Here is a 15,249-nt window from a genome sequence, read left to right on the forward strand (position 1 = left end):
TGCCGAACTGCTCAAGCAGCTCGGCGGGGATCGTCGGCAGCTCTGCCGGTGGGGTTTTGGGTTTGCGAGGCATCGTCACTCCTTGGCGACATGTTATGCCTCAAACACGAAATTTCCGACAGGCCCCAGCACGCGTGCGCTTTGTTCGCTCACGGTCAGCCCCCTCGATTGATGTTGTGCAGGAAGCACTCATGCAAGCTGTCGGTGTGCCGATGATCCACTGGGATGTTCGTCGCCCCCCGGGTTCGTTGGAAGTGAGAAAAATAATAGAAGAGATATCGAACCTTTGAGCACGGTGAATTCCTCCGAAAATTGGAACGACGATCGGCGAAGGCATTTGGTCGAGCGAACACCAGACACATGCCCTCTATTTTCGTGTGACGCCGAGCTTGGTCCTTTTTCTCAAATCACTTATGCCCGTAATTCAATTCAAGAGACGCTCACTCATTGCTCGTCTGCTCCGGGCGCTCTCGCGGAAAGAGCGTCGGCGAGGACGCGCCTTGGGGCGCTTGAATCGCGCGAAGACGTACTACGACCCGAAACAATTTCGACGTCGTACCTAGCGCGAAAAGTACAACCGACATTCATCAGCCAATGTCGCAGTGAAACGGCCCACCGCATCGGATGGGCCGCAGCAGCGGTTACCGCACCAATCGCGGTTTCTCGCCCCGCTTCGCCGCGTGAAGAATGACGTGAGGTCCCATCAACCTATCCGTCGCCACCATCGCCTCTGCGAACGTCTCGAAGTAAATCGCATGCTCAGGGTCGGACACATGCGCTCGCCTGATTTCTCCTGCTGTCTCGTCCCAGGCGTAACCGAGGTACTTCCTGTATTCGTGGAACCAGATAACGTGCCCTTCACGCGTCAACGACTTGGGGAGGTCGAGTCCGCCGTTTCCTCCATCCTTTCCGCCATTGTCGTTTGAATCGCTCATCAAAGTCTCCTTAGATGCCAGTGGATTTAGCCGTGTTTGCGGCTGAATTCATCATCGCAGGAGTGCTGTGCCCTGAGTTTCAGTAACTTCCGAATATTCTGAGCGCTCGGTCGGGACTCGACAAGCAACTCCCGTTCCCGACATCGGGTCGGGCATGCAATTTGATAACTATTATCAATGATGATAAAATTCCACCTATCCAGCCAAGCCCCCTAACGGAGGAAATCATGATTAGCGCTGAACTTGGGCGACAGCTTGAGAGCTACATCGCCGAGCTTGTGGTGACGGGCCGTTACGGCTCGAAGAGTGAGGTTTTGCGCGAAGGCGTGCGACTCATTCAGGATCGTGAGACCCAGCTTGCTGCGCTCGATGCCATCGTTGAGAAGGGCATGGCCGACGCGGAAGCAGGGCGGGGCCAACCTGCCGCCGACGTGTTCGACCGTCTCGAAAAGAAGTATCAGGCAATGGTGAACGATAAGGCATGATCGTTCACGTACTGCCCGAAGCCATCGTCGACCTCGAAGCCATTGGTGACTACATCGTGCGGGACAATCCGCACCGTGCCGTGACGCTCATTCAGGAACTGCGAGACAAGTGCTTGAGTCTTGCTGAGATGCCGCTAGCGTTCCCCGTGGTACCGCGTTACGAGCGTTACGGTATCCGCCATCGCATCTATGGCAACTACCAGATCTTCTATCGTGTGGTCGAGTCGAACGACCGAATTGACGTCGTCCATATCCTCCGCAGCGCTCGCAACTACGCCGCAATTCTGTTCCCGTGAGTCGATGCCGGTGGGGCACGTAGGGCGAGGATCGCGCTGCTTCTCAATCGCGCCTAATACCGGCTCGTAAACTCCTCGCAGTGCCCCGAATTTTCGTGCTTAATTTTTGCGCAGACTATTGGGGAGTATCTTTGGGACGCACTGGCAAATACGGCTTCAAGCGTTGGCCCCTTGCTATCGATTTCTTGTCAACGGGCGGCCGGAAAGCCTTATCGCACCGTTGCATGTCCGGCTATGGGAATTGACAATCGGGACACCCTAACAGCCTAAAAAACAAAGAAAAATTGCAATTTGATAAGCGGATGGTGATTCCAGTCGTCGTGGGTTCGAGTCCCATCGGTCACCCCAAAAATCCCTCGTAGTTCAAGCTTTTCAGCGTCGCCCATCCCCCGCTTCGGGGAATTTTCTCCCGGTAAGTTTCGCAATTTCTGGCTTCGCTCGAGCGACGTTCACAGTCCCTTCCATGACGTGGGTATCACCCATTCATGATCTTGCCCCCGAAACCGGCGCCATCCTGGTGGCCGAGAGTCAGCGTCTCCATCGCGGGCGCGACCACCACGCAATTTCTGCCGTTAGCCTTTGCCGCATAGAGCGCGGCGTCGGCCCTTGCCATCACGGACGCCAGGGTGTCACCCTCGCGAAACGCATCAACGCCCGCACTGAGTGTCGACACCACGTCTCTGTCCGGCACACACGAGCCCGATGCCGCAATGATCGCGCGCAACCGGTCGACGAGATGGCCCGCCGCCTCCTTTGTCTCAGACGGCAGCAACAATGCAAATTCCTCCCCGCCAATGCGGCCAACCACATCGCTCGCCCGAACCGCACGCGATATCAGCGATGCAACGTGTGCAAGCGCAACATCGCCCGCCGCATGACCATAACGATCATTGATGCTCTTGAAGTTGTCGATGTCCAGAATCGCGATGGAAAACGTCGACTTCGCCGCCGCTGTCGCCCGGGTGATCGCTTCAGCGCGAGCGATGAACGCCCTTCGCGAGAGTACGCCCGTCAGATCGTCAAAAGTCGCCAGGCGCTCCATTCGCTCCGACAACCGGTCATGTGCCAACAGCACCATCCCGACCGATAAACACGGCAACGTCAGTGTTGCCATGCCGAGAAATACGACATTCAACGGGGTCGGTTGCAGGAAGGTGGTCTCCTGCGCAAGACCCAATCCATAAGCAACGGAACGAATGGCGTGCACGACGGCACCAAGCGTCGCCGCAATCGATACAAAGTAATACGCGTATTTAGGCCGTTCCGACGGGCGGTATTTCAGCACCGCCCAGCCGATGCTGAAGCGAACGTAGGCAATAAACCCCGAGATCATGGCGCTGCGGGCGTTTACGTGGGGTGAGACGAATGTCCAGTAAATCAGCATGAACAAGATGACGCCGAGCCCACCATATTCCCAGGCCGACGCCGACCGGGTGTCGAGAAACTGGCGGAAGCCACGAAGGCCGAGAAGCGAAGCGATCACCAGCAAACTGCTTGCCACCGCCACGACGATGTCCGATGTTCCAGCGAGGACCAGCGCCGCCACGACCGCCAACATGCCACTCGCGACGCTCCACAGGCGTACCCCCGGGACGTTCGCCCCGAACAGCGAGCCCAGAATCGCGACGCTCATGACGCACGATAGGGTCGCAATGCTGATGAAAACTGCCGAGATAGGCATGGCGGCGTGACAAAGTTTTATGATTCCGGTACAGCAGTAGCTGCCAGACAATATGACCCGATACCCCGATCGTCATTCGCATGTAGCGTCGTATTGTCCGCTTCCCGGCTTGTTTGAGCGCCAGCATAGCCGAATTTCGTGAAGCCACCACGCTCTCGTTGACAAATGACCGATGCCCGGCGCATTTGAGGGGGCCTCGGCACGTTGGCGAGCGGGTTTTAGGACGCCCGCCGTCCGCCGCATCCCCATTTTGCCTGAGAACCGGTCGCGGCTCGCGAAGCGGCGCGCTCACCATCGCAAAGTTTGATCTATGTCTAATTCCGCGTTCGACGCATGCCGCCAGCGTCAGCGCGCCAGTCCATAATGAACTCGTCATGTTCACATGACCCTGTCTTCCCGGGCGTTTCATGGTGCCCCATGCGTCCCGGCTTCGGAACCCACCTCGCTCAGGTGGGTTTTTTTTCACCTATCCATGCTCTGCGTCCTGCGTTGGGAGACGTCTCCACTGCACCTATCCAAGTCGAACGTGCTACGCTTTTCGAAGGCGGCGCGTGTGCCGCGCGGCGCATTGCCAAGGGCGTTGGCATCGGTCCTGGCGTGGTCAATGTGCCCAGCGCCCGCCGGAGCGTGTCCGATCGTGCGCAAACGCGTTCATCCCCGTATCTCGCCAACCGGAGTCTGTCATGAGCTACACATCGCATGAGCAAGTCTACGAATATCGCGCGGGCTATCACATTCGCGTGCGCGCCTTCCAGAGTGAGTACGCCGGGCCGTGGGACTACCTGGTGCAGGTCATTCGGCACGGTAGTCCAGAGGGGCCCGAGGTGCGATCCCCCGACGGACATCGCGATAATCGCGTCGACGCCGAGATGGCCGGGCTCAAGGCCGGCGAGCGCATCGTCGACGAGTTGCTCGGCGACACCTACGATTGACGTCAATCCACAGTCGCGTGCATCAAGACGCCGCGACCGTGACGACCCGCCGCCACCGAGCGTCTGGCGCCACCGCAGCCAGGCCGTCCTCCGCAAGTTTCTCCAGATGGGCTCGCAAAGTGCGCTGTGCGACCGCGTGACGTGCCGCCGGCACGTCGGCGTACACCCATGGCGTGAGCGCTTCGATGGTCGCAGGACCGATCTGCGCGAGCGCATCGAGCGTGCGGGACTCGCGAGCGAGCCGATGGGCGATGAGCCGCGCAATTCGCTGTGCCGGCCGGTCCATCACGAAGCCATGCCCCGGCGCCAGCCACGTCGGCGCGAGCGCCGCGAGCTTCTCCAATGACGCCAGATACGTCGCCATATGCCCGTCGGGCGGGTTGATGACAACCGTCGACCCTTGCATGACGTGGTCGCCGGTGAAGACCAGCGTCGCATCGTCGAGCCCGTAGCATAGGTGATTGGCCGCATGGCCCGGCGTATGAATTGCCCGCAACATACGCCCGTCCGGCAACGTCACCACGTCGCCGTCGGCGAGCGCGACGTCCGGAACGAACGTTGTGTCTTGCCCTTCGGCATGATGCGCGCGCATGCCGTACATTGTCGCGCCCGTCTTTGCCTTGAGTCGACGTGCGCCGGGCGAATGATCGCGGTGCGTATGCGTGACGAAAATCTGCCGGATGTCACCGGGCGCCGCACGTAGAATGGCGTCAATGTGCGCCGGATCGTCGGGCCCCGGATCAATGACGGCCCACGCATTGTCAGGCCCGCCGCCCACGAGGTACGTATTGGTGCCCGGGCCCGTCATCATGCCGGGATTCGGTGCGCTCAGACGCAGCACCCCGGGCATCAGCATCACCCCGCGCCCAGGCACGATGTCATAGCTCCCGATGCCCTGTTCCTGCGGATCGGTCAGTGTCAGCTCAGCCCAGGCCGGCTCGTCTGGCGTGACAGGCCAGCGGCCGCGTTTGCCGTGGGCGAGACGCGGTTGAATCCGGAGAATCGCATCCAGCGCACGGGCGGCCGCCAAGGCGCGATCTGCGGTTGCGAAGCCGTCGAGCCACTGTAGCAGCTTGCGGGTAGGCGGCAGTAGCCGCAGTTGATCGGCATGTTTGAGCGCATATTGCGGACGCATCCAGCGGTGCGCTGCCGTCTCGATCTGGTCGACTTCCACGTGCTGCCCGTCGGGCAACATCGCGAGAAAAAAACGTGTGTCGAAGCGCTTCGGCAGTCCCAGCGGGGTGACCCAATGACTCACGTAGTGCAGACGTTGCGGCGCGAGTCGTACGTCGAACGACTGGCACAACGACGCGATGTCGATCCGCCCGTCGTGCAGCGCTTCGCGTTGCGCACGCATGGCGATGAGGCGAGGTGGGTCGATTGGCGTGCCGCAGACGTCGTCGGCAAACAACACGCCGGTTTCCTCGAAGCACTCGCGCATCGCGGCGACGTAGTAATCGAGGCCGCCTCGGGGAAGTTGCAGGCGCTGGCTGGCAAGCGTGTCGTCGAGTCCGCTGCAGGTGACGTGGCCCCGTTGATCGGCCGCATCGAGTACGCCGCCGGGAAAAACGTAGGCGTCGGAGCTGAAGTCGTTGGCCCGCACGGCACGCCGCAGCAGCAAGACTTCCATGCCGCTTGCCCGCTCGCGCAGCGTGACGATGCTGGCGGCCATCCGGAGGCTGGAGGGCGCGGGTTGCGCGTCAGAACGATCGGACATGAGGCATTGGGACGTAAGCCCGCTCGAAATCGGAAAGTCACCAGTTTGCCATCGGACAGCCGCCGCCGCACGCGGAATGCACCCGACGTGCGGCGCCTGCGAAAGCAGGGCGCTAAGCGATTACGCGGTGTCGTTCGCCGCGTGCGTGGACACTGTCATGGCAGGCTGCGAACCGCCATACTGCGGCGGCGTACGTGCCGCAATGTCACGCAGCCATTGCATCGTCGCTTCCGGTTGCGTGACGGGGAGCATGTGTCCGCCATCGACCACCGTCAGGTGCACGCGATCGCTCGCGGCGGGCATCGACTGGCCATGCACGCGGTAATCGAGAATGCGGTCTTCGCGTCCGTAAAGGATGTCGACGGGCACGCTCAACGCGGCGTAACGCGCGGCGAGGCCCGGCATGTCGCGTTCGGCGGCGAGAATGTCGGCACAGCCCGCTTCGAAGTTTCCGGGGCGAAAGCCCAACACGGCCCCCCCGCGAATGAGGAAGTCCTTCGGGGCGTTTTCCGGCCCGAAGACATACGCGAGCGCCTTGCGGCCCGTCATCATGCCTACGGGGACGGCGAGGGTGCGTGCGATCCAGCGACGCCATCGGTCACTGCGAATCGTGAGCGAGCGAAACGGCGCCGGTACATCGGACGCCGGTTGCGTGAGCGGCGCGATCAACGCTAGCGCGCCCACCCGCTGCGGATGATCGAGTGCCAACGTCAGCGCGATCGCACCGCCCAGCGAGTGCCCCACGAGAAGCGGACGCTCAAGGGCGAGCGCGTCGATCAACCGGGCGACGGCGTCGGCTTGCGAAGCGAGCGTGCCATCGCGCTGCGCAGCACGCGTCGAGTAACCGGACCCGGGACGGTCGACGAGCACCACACGATGGGTGCGCGCCAATGCCGCCAGTGGCAGGTAGGCAAAGTTGCGCAACTGACCGCATAGGCCGTGGATGAATACGATGGCGGGACCGTGTCCGAAGTCGACGTAATGCAGGCGTTCGCCGTCGATGTCGAGGTACTGGCCGTCCGGGGGCACCGCCGCTTCCGCACGGCGCGCGATGCGTCGGGTGAATCGCATCAGGACAAACCCAATGGCGGCAAGCGCAATGACGAGGCAACCAAGCAAGTAGGCGATGAACATAGTGTCGTGTCGATAACCGGGCAACATCGGACATAACCGCATCGTAACAACGCGGGGCGCGGGTTCGCTACGGAGGCGCATTCCACCGATGCGGAGGCCTCGGAGCGAGGGGGCGATGGGGGCTATTGCGTTGCCGCCGCCACGACATTGGTGGCGTTGGCGGCGTTGGTGGCGTTGGTGGCGGCGTCCGCGTCCGGCGCAACCGAGCGCGTGGCACGACGCTCGAAGCGCATGGCGCCGTCGTCGACGCTGCCCCAGCGCATCAATCGCCAGTCACGCAGGTAACTCTGATAGAACACCCACGGCTTGCGTCCGCCTTGCTTCGGCAATACGCCTGCGGCGCGTTGAATATAGCCCGACGTCAGACCAATGGCCGGCAAGTCGCCGTGCTCGCCGTCGCGCAGACGCGGCACACAGGTGTCTGCGCCGTGCGCGTTCATGTGATTGATGAGGCGGCAAACGTATTGCGCGATCAATTCCGCTTTGAGCGTCCACGACGCATTGGTGTAGCCGAAGATGGACGCCAGATTGGGCACGTCGCTGTACATCATGCCCTTGTAGGCGACCGATTCGGCGAGCACCACCGGTTTGCCGTCGACCCGCAGGCGCGCGCCGCCCATCAATTGCACGCGCAGACCTGTGGCGGTCACGATGACGTCGGCATCGAGCGTCTTGCCGCTCTTGAGGGCAAGGCCGCCCGGCGTGAACGATGCGATTTCGTCGGTCACGATGGCGGCACGCCCGCCGCGCAGCGCCTTGAAGATATCGCCGTTCGGCGCGAGACAAAGGCGTTGATCCCAAGGGTTGTAGCGCGGCGTGAGATCGCATGCGACGTCGGCATGGCCTTGGGCCTGCTGTGCCGCCCGGCGGATCAGCACACGCCGGATGGCCTGGGGCCAGCGTCGCGCTGCCGTGTAGAAGCCGAGTGTGATCAGCACGTTCTTCATGCGCACGATGCGATGGGCGACGCCCGCCGGTAGCCACGCCCGCAAGCGTTGCGCGATGCTGTCGCGCTGTGGCATGGACAGGATGTAACTTGGGGAGCGCTGCAGCATGGTGACGTGCGCAGCCGTCGCGGCCATGCTCGGCAGCAACGTCACCGCCGTGGCGCCACTGCCGATGATGACGACGCGCTTGTCGCGATAGTCGAGATCGGCAGGCCAATGTTGCGGGTGGACGACGGTGCCGCCGAAGGTTTCCATGCCCGGCCAGGTCGGCGCGTGTCCGGCCTCGTAGGCGTAGTAACCGCTGCACATGAAAAGAAAGCGGCAGGTGAGGGACTGCGTGTCCCGATGGCCATCGGCGTGTGTGCGTTCGATGTCCAGCGTCCAGCGCGCGATGCTTGAATCCCAGCGCGCTTCACGGACCTTGTGGCCGTAGCGGATGCGATCGTCCAGACCTTCCGCATGGGCGGTGTCCCTGAGATAGTCGAGGATCTCGCCGCCGTCGGCGATGGCCTGTTCGCTCGCCCAGGGACGGAAGCTGAAGCCGAGCGTGAACATGTCGGAGTCGGAGCGCACGCCGGGATAGCGGAAGAGATCCCACGTACCGCCGAGCGATGCCCGCGCTTCAAGCATGACAAAGCGTGTGCCCGGGCAGCGCTCGCGCAGGTAATGCGCGGCGGCAATGCCGGAGAGCCCGGCGCCGACCACGATAACGTCGAGATCCGTGCTGTCGCTGGCGATGTCGGCGGCGGTCGTGTCTGTCTGCATGACGATGTCCTCCGGTCGCCGGTTATTTGGTCGCCGTGGGGCGTGCCGCCGCGTCGCGCCCGTTCGACGAGCGCTTGCGGGACATGGCGGTGCGACGGTAGAACCAGACGACCATCGCCTGATAGCGCGCACCGAGCACGCGGGCCAGCTTATCGACGCGGCGCGCGTCGGCGCCTACGAGCACGCGCCGCGCATTGCGCTCGACACCCGCGAGGATCTGCCGCGCGGCGGCGTCCGCAGACGTCACGTCGATGAGCTTGCTGGCGCGCTGCCGATGGGTTTGTGCGTCCACGCCGGTGAGCGCGGCGATGCTGTCGTCGATACGCGACGACGCCACGATATTGGTCGCAACGCCCCCCGGATGCACGCAAGTACACGACACCGGTGAGCCCGCCAGATCAAGCTCCATGCGCAGCGCTTCGGTGAAGCCGCGCACGGCAAACTTGCTTGCGTTATATGCGGATTGCGTTGGCATGGCGATGATGCCGAACAGGCTCGATGTGTTGACGACGTGACCGTCGCCGGACGCAGCCAGGAAAGGCAGGAATGCCTGCGTGCCGTGCACCACGCCCCAGAAGTTGATGTTCATCAGCCACTCGAAGTCCGCCTGGCGCGCGGTGGCGACCGGCACCGATAACGAGACCCCGGCATTGTTGAAGATGAGATTGACCTTGCCATGCGCGGCGGCCGTCTCGCGCGCCCACGTGAAGACGGCGTCGCGATCGGCCACATCGAGCCCCTGCGATGTGACGCGCACGCCCAAGGCGCGGCAGGCGATGGCGGTCTGCGTCACGCTCGCTTCGTCGATATCGGATAACGCGAGATGCGCCCCTCGGCGAGCGAGTTCGAGCGCCAGCGTGCGCCCCATGCCGGAGCCTGCGCCGGTGATGGCTGCCACCTTGTCGGTGAACGTCTTCATTGTGTTGTCTCCCATCGATGCCGCGTCGATGCGCCGATGTGGCAATGCGCCGGATGACGATTGCGATGGCGATCGCGTTGTCTATAATTTGGTGATGTGTGTCACCAATTTAGTTTTCCGTCCGAGTGATGTCAAATAGCGAAATGGAACAAGGACTCGAATCGAGGAAGGCGGTATCGACAGCATCGACGTCTGTCGGCCCGCCCGCGAAGACGCTCCCCGCAGCGGGGGGGCGACGCTATGGCGGCGTCGCGCCGGCCCAGCGAGAGCAGGCGCGTCGCGCCGCGCTGATCGACGCGGCCACCGAAATCTTCGGTACCGTAGGTTTCCGGCGTGCCACGGTGCGCTCGGTGTGCCGACTCGCCAAGCTCAACGATCGGTATTTCTACGCGGCGTTCGAGAACATGGAGCATCTGCTGCGGGCGACGTATGCCCATCACGCACAAACGTTGCTCGGTCAGTTGGAAGCGTCCGTAGCCGCCAGCGCACCGACGCTCGATGCGAGACTCGACGCCGGGCTGCACACCTTCTTCGCGTTCGTGCGCAATGCGCATGCGGCGCGCGTTCTGCTGCTCGAAGTGATGGGCGTGAGTGCGGAGACCGACCAGACTTATCAGTGCTACATCTTCGAGTTCGCCAAGCTGATCCTGGGCATGGCCGATGCCCCGCCGCCATCCGATGACGATGCGCAAGCGCAGGCGCGGATCGTCGGGCTGGCGCTCGTGGGCGCGATGACCAACGCCGGCACCGCATGGGTGCTCATGGGCTATCAGGACAGTGAGGCGTGCATGGTGGCGAGCTGCCGTCGCGTGCTGCGCGGCGCGCTGGCCTGATACCGCATCGCCGAACAGGCTCGCTACAATACGGCTTTCGCGTACGACGCCATTGGGCGCCGATTCCCCAGATTCTTTACTCTCCAAGGGTCGCAAATGACCACTATCGGAACACCTCTGTCGCCGAGCGCGACGAAGGTCATGTTGTTGGGCGCCGGTGAACTCGGCCGTGAAGTGCTGATCGCGTTGCAGCGTCTCGGCGTCGAGACGATTGCCGTCGATCGCTACGAGAACGCACCGGGGCAGCAGGTCGCGCATCATGCGCGCACCATCGCGATGACCGATCCCGAGCAGCTCAAGGCGCTGATCGAAGCCGAGCGCCCGGATCTCGTCGTGCCGGAAATCGAAGCCATCGCCACACCGATGCTCGAAGCGCTGGAAGCCGATGGCGTGGTCCGCGTGATTCCCACGGCCCGCGCCGCGCGCCTGACGATGGACCGCGAGGGCATTCGTCGCCTGGCGGCCGAGACGCTGGCGTTGCCGACGAGTCCGTATCAATTTTGCGATTCGCTGGAGCAGTTGCAGGCCGCCATCGATGGCGGGATCGGCTATCCGTGCATCGTCAAGCCGGTGATGAGCAGTTCAGGCAAGGGGCAGAGCAAGATCGACGGCCCCGCCGACGTGAAGGCGGCATGGGATTACGCGATGGCCGGTGGACGTGTGAGTCACGGGCGCATCATTGTCGAGGGCTTCATCGATTTCGATTACGAGATCACGCTGCTGACCGTGCGCGCACGCGGCGCCGAGGGGCAGGTCGAAACGCACTTCTGCGCACCGATCGGCCACAAGCAGGTGAGCGGCGACTACGTCGAGAGCTGGCAGCCGCATCCGATGTCGCCCGTGGCGCTCGATCGGGCTCGACGGATTGCGCGCGAGGTGACGAACAACCTCGGCGGGCAAGGCATCTTCGGGGTGGAGCTCTTCGTGAAGGGAGATCAGGTCTGGTTCAGCGAAGTCAGCCCGCGTCCGCACGATACCGGTATGGTCACGCTGATTACGCAATGGCAGAACGAATTCGAGCTGCATGCGAGGGCGATTCTGGGTTTGCCGGTCAACACCACGTTGAAGACGCCGGGGGCGAGCGCCGTGATTTACGGCGGTGTGGATGCCGCGGGTATCGTGTTCGACGACATCGACCGCGCGCTTCAGGTGCCGCAAACGGATATCCGCTTGTTCGGCAAGCCCGAGAGCTTCGTGAAGCGCCGTATGGGGGTAGCGCTCGCGTACGACGACGATCTGGACGTCGCACGTCGCAATGCCGTCGAAGCCGCGCATCGGGTGAGACCGCGCGTGGCCTGAGCCCGGCGAACGGTTGCGTGCAACGGCATAACGAAAAAACCCCGCCGGAGCGGGGTTTTCAATTCGAGCGGGCGCTGTTGCACCGCCCGAGGCGCGCCGATCGCGTAGGCGATCAGCCGCGAAACATCCGTCGCTTAAACCGGCTGGATGTTGCTGGCCTGACGGCCCTTCGGTCCCATCTTCACTTCGAAGGTGACCTTCTGGTTTTCTTGCAACGACTTGAAACCCTTCGATTGGATTTCCGAGAAGTGAGCGAAGAGATCTTCACCACCTTCGTCCGGCGTAATAAAACCAAAACCCTTGGCGTCGTTGAACCACTTGACGGTACCAGTTGCCATTTCTTAAATCCTTAAAGTTTTCAAATGAGCGAGCGAGAAGCTCAGCGAGCGCATGACATTAAAGCTGATCAGGTACAACCGAGGTGACGCAGAGGGCGACATTAGATGAACACAAGACTCGCCATACAACGTTCATGCACCCGTTTTTTTACGGGAAAGGTGGGAAGGTGTCAAGCGGGGAAACTTTTGGATTGCTGATTCACTCCCGGTTTCGGCCATTCTCGCTGCATCGCGACATGAATTCGGCAATACCGGGCGACCGGTCCAAGCACATCGGAATGTCATGCCGGAAAAGTCCGCCAGGCGATGAGCGCGCCCAGGTCGCGGGAAAATGGCGTCGCAACCACGGTGGCCAGCACTGCGTTAGAGGGGATGTTCTGTGGCGCGGGCGCAACGCAAGCACCCAGGTGTCCCCACGCCTGATCGGCAACCCGCGCGTCGATCGGCCGCATCCGGCCCCGGTCGACTTGCGATGCCACGGCTTGCCGGCCCCACGACAGGATGCGTCAATATGGTCGGCCGACCGTCCGCGAAACAGCGCACGTTGCGTCGCGCGGTTTTGGTGCGCCGCCCCGTGGGACAAATGGGGACTAAGTGTTTTCCCTAGTCCGTTAAAAAGACGTGCTGCAGTTCCATTTCTCGGCTTGCATAATGCAACCCTGCGACCCTTCAATTCGATCGGCAATTGCCGTTAACCGCTTCATGACAGTCTCATTGAAGGCGTCATCTCCGGGCTGGCGAACGCGTTCGATGGGGCGTTCCGGTCCGGCGCTTGCGCCTTGGCGCGCAGAAGGGGCGCGCAGCCGAGGCGCCAAGGCACGATGCAAGGCAAACACGCTAGGCGGCCGCGAAGTGCCGCGTGTCTCTCGAGACCTTACGTGGCAACCAACCAAGCACCGACGCTCGACGCTCTGCAATCGCTGCTCGCGACCGTTCAGCGCAACGAGCGCTCGCTAAAACGCTTTCAGGACATCGAATTGGCGCTCATGGGCGCTCCGGACTTCGGCCAGTTTCTGGAAGTGGTGTTCAACCGTCTGCGTCACGACTTCGATCTGCTGGGCGTGCGACTGATGCTCGCTGAGGTCGACGATACGTTGCGCGATCTCATCGACACGGCCGAAGGGATTCGCGCACTCGACGCCGGTCTGTGCATCGCGCAGGATGCCGGCACGTTCGCGGCCGTCTGCGGCGATGGGCAACTCTGGATCGGCGCGCCGCGTGAGCGTCACGCTCCGCTCTTCGGGGGGCGTAACCCCGCGAGCGCCGTCATCATGCCGCTCGCGCGCAATGGCCGGTGGCTTGGCGTGATCGCACTGGGCAGCGGCGACGCTCGCCGCTTCGCGCCGGAGATGGCCACCGATTTTCTCGATCGTTTCGGCGCAGTGGTCGCAGTGTGTCTCGAGAACATGTGGAATCGCGAGCGCCTGAAACGAATCGGCCTGACCGATCCGCTCACCGGGTTGTCGAACCGCCGCTATTTCGATCAGCGTTTGCACGAAGAAGTGATCCGAGGCGCGCGTTACGGTGCGTCGCTCGCATGCCTGCTCATCGACATCGACCACTTCAAGCGTGTCAACGACAGTCATGGGCACGCCACGGGCGATCGCGCCTTGCGGGCGGCAAGCGCGTGCATGCGCGCGCAACTCCGGGTGACGGATACCCTCGCGCGATATGGGGGGGAAGAATTTGCCGCCCTGCTCGTGCAGACGGAGCACCACTGGGCGGGCACGGTCGCCGAGCGTGTGCGCCGGGCGGTGGCGCGCCTGGAGGTGCCCGACGATGACGGCATACGCGTGCCGCTCACGATTTCCATCGGGCTGGCGAGCGTGCATCCGCGCGACGTTGCCGACCCCGACACGCTCCCGATGCGGCTGCTCGGCGCCGCTGATGCCGCGCTATACACCGCGAAGCGCTCTGGGCGCGACCGCGTGGCCATCGCGCCTGCCGTGAGCCTGCGCTAAGGCTTTGTTTGCGCCAAGGGTGTCGTCCCTGGCCCCTGACGCCCCCTGCGCAGGGGCGGCTATCGCACGCTGAACCAGCCGATCAACAGCGACACCGTCACCACCGAGAGCACTGTCGAGAGCAGAATGGCACGCGACGCGACGGCGGCTTCTCGTCCATACAATTGCGCGAGCATGAACGGGCCGGTGCCGATGGGCAGGGCCGAGAGCAGCAATGCGCTGTGTGCCCAGATCGTCGGAAGTTCGAAAACGCGGAACGCCAGAAACGCGGTGACCGCCGGCTGGAACACCAGCTTCAGACCAACGAGACGCCCCACCGCACGGGCAATTCCGGGCGCCCTTGCCGCGCCCGGACGCTGCGCGAGAAACATGCCGATCGCCACCAGGGCACACGGGCTGGCGGCGCCGCCAAGCAGTGTCGTGAAATGCAGCACTGGCGCGGGCAACGCAATACCGGTGGCTGCAAACGCCATGCCGACAAACGGCGAGACCACCAGCGGGTTGCGCACGAGCGCACGCGCAACCAGGCGCGCGGTCCGATGCCAGCTCGGCGTGGCTTGCAGATCCGTCTCGATGATCGCAATGGAGATGGCGAAGAGTACCGTGGCGGTGAGCAGCATCGCGACGACCACCGCCGGAACGCTCGCCGGGCCGAAGGCCACGAGGCACAGCGGCAGCCCCATGAACCCGGCATTTGGATAGGCCGCGCCCATGCCTTCGATGCTCGCGTCGGTCAGACGTCCGCGCACCGAGCGATCGAGCAGAAACGAGAGCGTGAAGGTCGCAGCCATGCCGCCCCCAAAGGCCCCCAGAAAGCCTGGATTGACCAGTTCCGCCCACGTAATCTGCGCCATCGACTGGAATAGCACGGCAGGCAGGGCCAGATATACGACGAAGCGATTGAGGGCATCCAGGGCGGTGTCGCCGAGCCAGGCACGGCGTGCGCAGAGATAGCCGACGAAGATCAGCGCGAAGACGGGGAGGGCGGCAGAGATGACGGCTTGCAT

15 protein-coding genes are annotated in these 15,249 nt (G+C 63.0%); 7 read left to right on the top strand and 8 right to left on the bottom strand.

All coding sequences use genetic code 11. The features are described from left to right. On the top strand, window positions 1-290 hold a 290-nt coding region (locus ACE3UG_RS13340; protein WP_374624579.1), incomplete at its 5' end, for a hypothetical protein. Between the two features lie 351 nt (window positions 291-641). Here the strand turns inward: ACE3UG_RS13340 and ACE3UG_RS13345 are convergent. After that, entirely contained in the window at window positions 642-935 is a 294-nt protein-coding gene (locus tag ACE3UG_RS13345) for a hypothetical protein (RefSeq protein ID WP_374624581.1), read from the bottom strand. A 227-nt stretch (window positions 936-1,162) separates the two neighbouring features. On the opposite strand from ACE3UG_RS13345, the gene ACE3UG_RS13350 reads away from it, so the two are divergent. Further along, window positions 1,163-1,420 carry a type II toxin-antitoxin system ParD family antitoxin gene (locus ACE3UG_RS13350; protein ID WP_374624583.1) on the top strand — a complete coding sequence of 86 codons (258 nt, stop codon included), beginning with the start codon at window positions 1,163-1,165 and terminating at the stop codon, window positions 1,418-1,420. Next, window positions 1,417-1,716 carry a type II toxin-antitoxin system RelE/ParE family toxin gene (locus ACE3UG_RS13355; protein WP_374624585.1) on the top strand — a complete coding sequence of 100 codons (300 nt, stop codon included), beginning with the start codon at window positions 1,417-1,419 and terminating at the stop codon, window positions 1,714-1,716. The genes ACE3UG_RS13350 and ACE3UG_RS13355 overlap by 4 nt, the downstream gene beginning before the upstream one ends. A 475-nt stretch (window positions 1,717-2,191) precedes the next feature. Here the strand turns inward: ACE3UG_RS13355 and ACE3UG_RS13360 are convergent, their stop codons facing one another. Continuing rightward, window positions 2,192-3,262: a GGDEF domain-containing protein gene (locus tag ACE3UG_RS13360; RefSeq protein WP_374624587.1), complete on the bottom strand. Its 1,071-nt coding sequence runs from the start codon at window positions 3,260-3,262 to the stop codon at window positions 2,192-2,194. A gap of 818 nt (window positions 3,263-4,080) precedes the next feature. On the opposite strand from ACE3UG_RS13360, the gene ACE3UG_RS13365 reads away from it, so the two are divergent. Further along, window positions 4,081-4,329 carry a hypothetical protein gene (locus tag ACE3UG_RS13365; protein WP_374624589.1) on the top strand — a complete coding sequence of 83 codons (249 nt, stop codon included), beginning with the start codon at window positions 4,081-4,083 and terminating at the stop codon, window positions 4,327-4,329. A gap of 22 nt (window positions 4,330-4,351) precedes the next feature. Here the strand turns inward: ACE3UG_RS13365 and ACE3UG_RS13370 are convergent, their stop codons facing one another. The 4 genes from ACE3UG_RS13370 to ACE3UG_RS13385 all read right to left on the bottom strand — a co-directional run bounded on the left by ACE3UG_RS13370 (window position 4,352) and on the right by ACE3UG_RS13385 (window position 9,811). After that, entirely contained in the window at window positions 4,352-6,046 is a 1,695-nt protein-coding gene (locus ACE3UG_RS13370) for an MBL fold metallo-hydrolase (protein ID WP_374624591.1), read from the bottom strand. Window positions 6,047-6,166: 120 nt separating this feature from the next. Further along, window positions 6,167-7,180 carry an alpha/beta fold hydrolase gene (locus ACE3UG_RS13375; RefSeq protein WP_374624593.1) on the bottom strand — a complete coding sequence of 338 codons (1,014 nt, stop codon included), beginning with the start codon at window positions 7,178-7,180 and terminating at the stop codon, window positions 6,167-6,169. Between the two features lie 122 nt (window positions 7,181-7,302). Next, window positions 7,303-8,892: a flavin-containing monooxygenase gene (locus ACE3UG_RS13380; protein ID WP_374624596.1), complete on the bottom strand. Its 1,590-nt coding sequence runs from the start codon at window positions 8,890-8,892 to the stop codon at window positions 7,303-7,305. A 22-nt stretch (window positions 8,893-8,914) separates the two neighbouring features. Next, window positions 8,915-9,811 carry an SDR family NAD(P)-dependent oxidoreductase gene (locus ACE3UG_RS13385; RefSeq protein WP_374624598.1) on the bottom strand — a complete coding sequence of 299 codons (897 nt, stop codon included), beginning with the start codon at window positions 9,809-9,811 and terminating at the stop codon, window positions 8,915-8,917. A gap of 128 nt (window positions 9,812-9,939) precedes the next feature. Here ACE3UG_RS13385 and ACE3UG_RS13390 point away from each other — a divergent pair, with 128 nt between their 5' ends. Both ACE3UG_RS13390 and purT read left to right on the top strand, forming a co-directional pair. Next, window positions 9,940-10,644 carry a TetR/AcrR family transcriptional regulator gene (locus ACE3UG_RS13390; RefSeq protein ID WP_374624600.1) on the top strand — a complete coding sequence of 235 codons (705 nt, stop codon included), beginning with the start codon at window positions 9,940-9,942 and terminating at the stop codon, window positions 10,642-10,644. A 96-nt stretch (window positions 10,645-10,740) separates the two neighbouring features. Next, window positions 10,741-11,943 (top strand): formate-dependent phosphoribosylglycinamide formyltransferase, encoded by a 1,203-nt coding sequence (gene purT / locus ACE3UG_RS13395; protein ID WP_374624602.1) that lies wholly within the window; start codon window positions 10,741-10,743, stop codon window positions 11,941-11,943. A 134-nt stretch (window positions 11,944-12,077) separates the two neighbouring features. Here the strand turns inward: purT and ACE3UG_RS13400 are convergent, their stop codons facing one another. Next, window positions 12,078-12,281: a cold-shock protein gene (locus tag ACE3UG_RS13400; protein ID WP_017232339.1), complete on the bottom strand. Its 204-nt coding sequence runs from the start codon at window positions 12,279-12,281 to the stop codon at window positions 12,078-12,080. A gap of 878 nt (window positions 12,282-13,159) precedes the next feature. Between ACE3UG_RS13400 and ACE3UG_RS13405 the strand changes: the two genes are divergently transcribed. After that, window positions 13,160-14,242: a DUF484 family protein gene (locus tag ACE3UG_RS13405; RefSeq protein ID WP_374624605.1), complete on the top strand. Its 1,083-nt coding sequence runs from the start codon at window positions 13,160-13,162 to the stop codon at window positions 14,240-14,242. A gap of 59 nt (window positions 14,243-14,301) precedes the next feature. Here the strand turns inward: ACE3UG_RS13405 and ACE3UG_RS13410 are convergent, their stop codons facing one another. Beyond that, window positions 14,302-15,249: an AEC family transporter gene (locus ACE3UG_RS13410; protein ID WP_374624607.1), complete on the bottom strand. Its 948-nt coding sequence runs from the start codon at window positions 15,247-15,249 to the stop codon at window positions 14,302-14,304.

Origin of the sequence: Pandoraea sp., assembly GCF_041919235.1 — a bacterium.
Lineage (GTDB): Bacteria > Pseudomonadota > Gammaproteobacteria > Burkholderiales > Burkholderiaceae > Pandoraea.

Bases quoted from the DNA above. Each gene is read 5' to 3' on its own strand.
- ACE3UG_RS13345 (WP_374624581.1), bottom strand. From the start codon at position 935: ATGAGCGATTCAAACGACAATGGCGGAAAGGATGGAGGAAACGGCGGA.
- ACE3UG_RS13350 (WP_374624583.1), top strand. From the start codon at position 1,163: ATGATTAGCGCTGAACTTGGGCGACAGCTTGAGAGCTACATCGCCGAG.
- ACE3UG_RS13355 (WP_374624585.1), top strand. From the start codon at position 1,417: ATGATCGTTCACGTACTGCCCGAAGCCATCGTCGACCTCGAAGCCATT.
- ACE3UG_RS13365 (WP_374624589.1), top strand. From the start codon at position 4,081: ATGAGCTACACATCGCATGAGCAAGTCTACGAATATCGCGCGGGCTAT.
- ACE3UG_RS13370 (WP_374624591.1), bottom strand. From the start codon at position 6,046: ATGTCCGATCGTTCTGACGCGCAACCCGCGCCCTCCAGCCTCCGGATG.
- ACE3UG_RS13375 (WP_374624593.1), bottom strand. From the start codon at position 7,180: ATGTTCATCGCCTACTTGCTTGGTTGCCTCGTCATTGCGCTTGCCGCC.
- ACE3UG_RS13380 (WP_374624596.1), bottom strand. From the start codon at position 8,892: ATGCAGACAGACACGACCGCCGCCGACATCGCCAGCGACAGCACGGAT.
- ACE3UG_RS13385 (WP_374624598.1), bottom strand. From the start codon at position 9,811: ATGAAGACGTTCACCGACAAGGTGGCAGCCATCACCGGCGCAGGCTCC.
- ACE3UG_RS13390 (WP_374624600.1), top strand. From the start codon at position 9,940: ATGTCAAATAGCGAAATGGAACAAGGACTCGAATCGAGGAAGGCGGTA.
- purT (WP_374624602.1), top strand. From the start codon at position 10,741: ATGACCACTATCGGAACACCTCTGTCGCCGAGCGCGACGAAGGTCATG.
- ACE3UG_RS13400 (WP_017232339.1), bottom strand. From the start codon at position 12,281: ATGGCAACTGGTACCGTCAAGTGGTTCAACGACGCCAAGGGTTTTGGT.
- ACE3UG_RS13410 (WP_374624607.1), bottom strand. From the start codon at position 15,249: ATGCAAGCCGTCATCTCTGCCGCCCTCCCCGTCTTCGCGCTGATCTTC.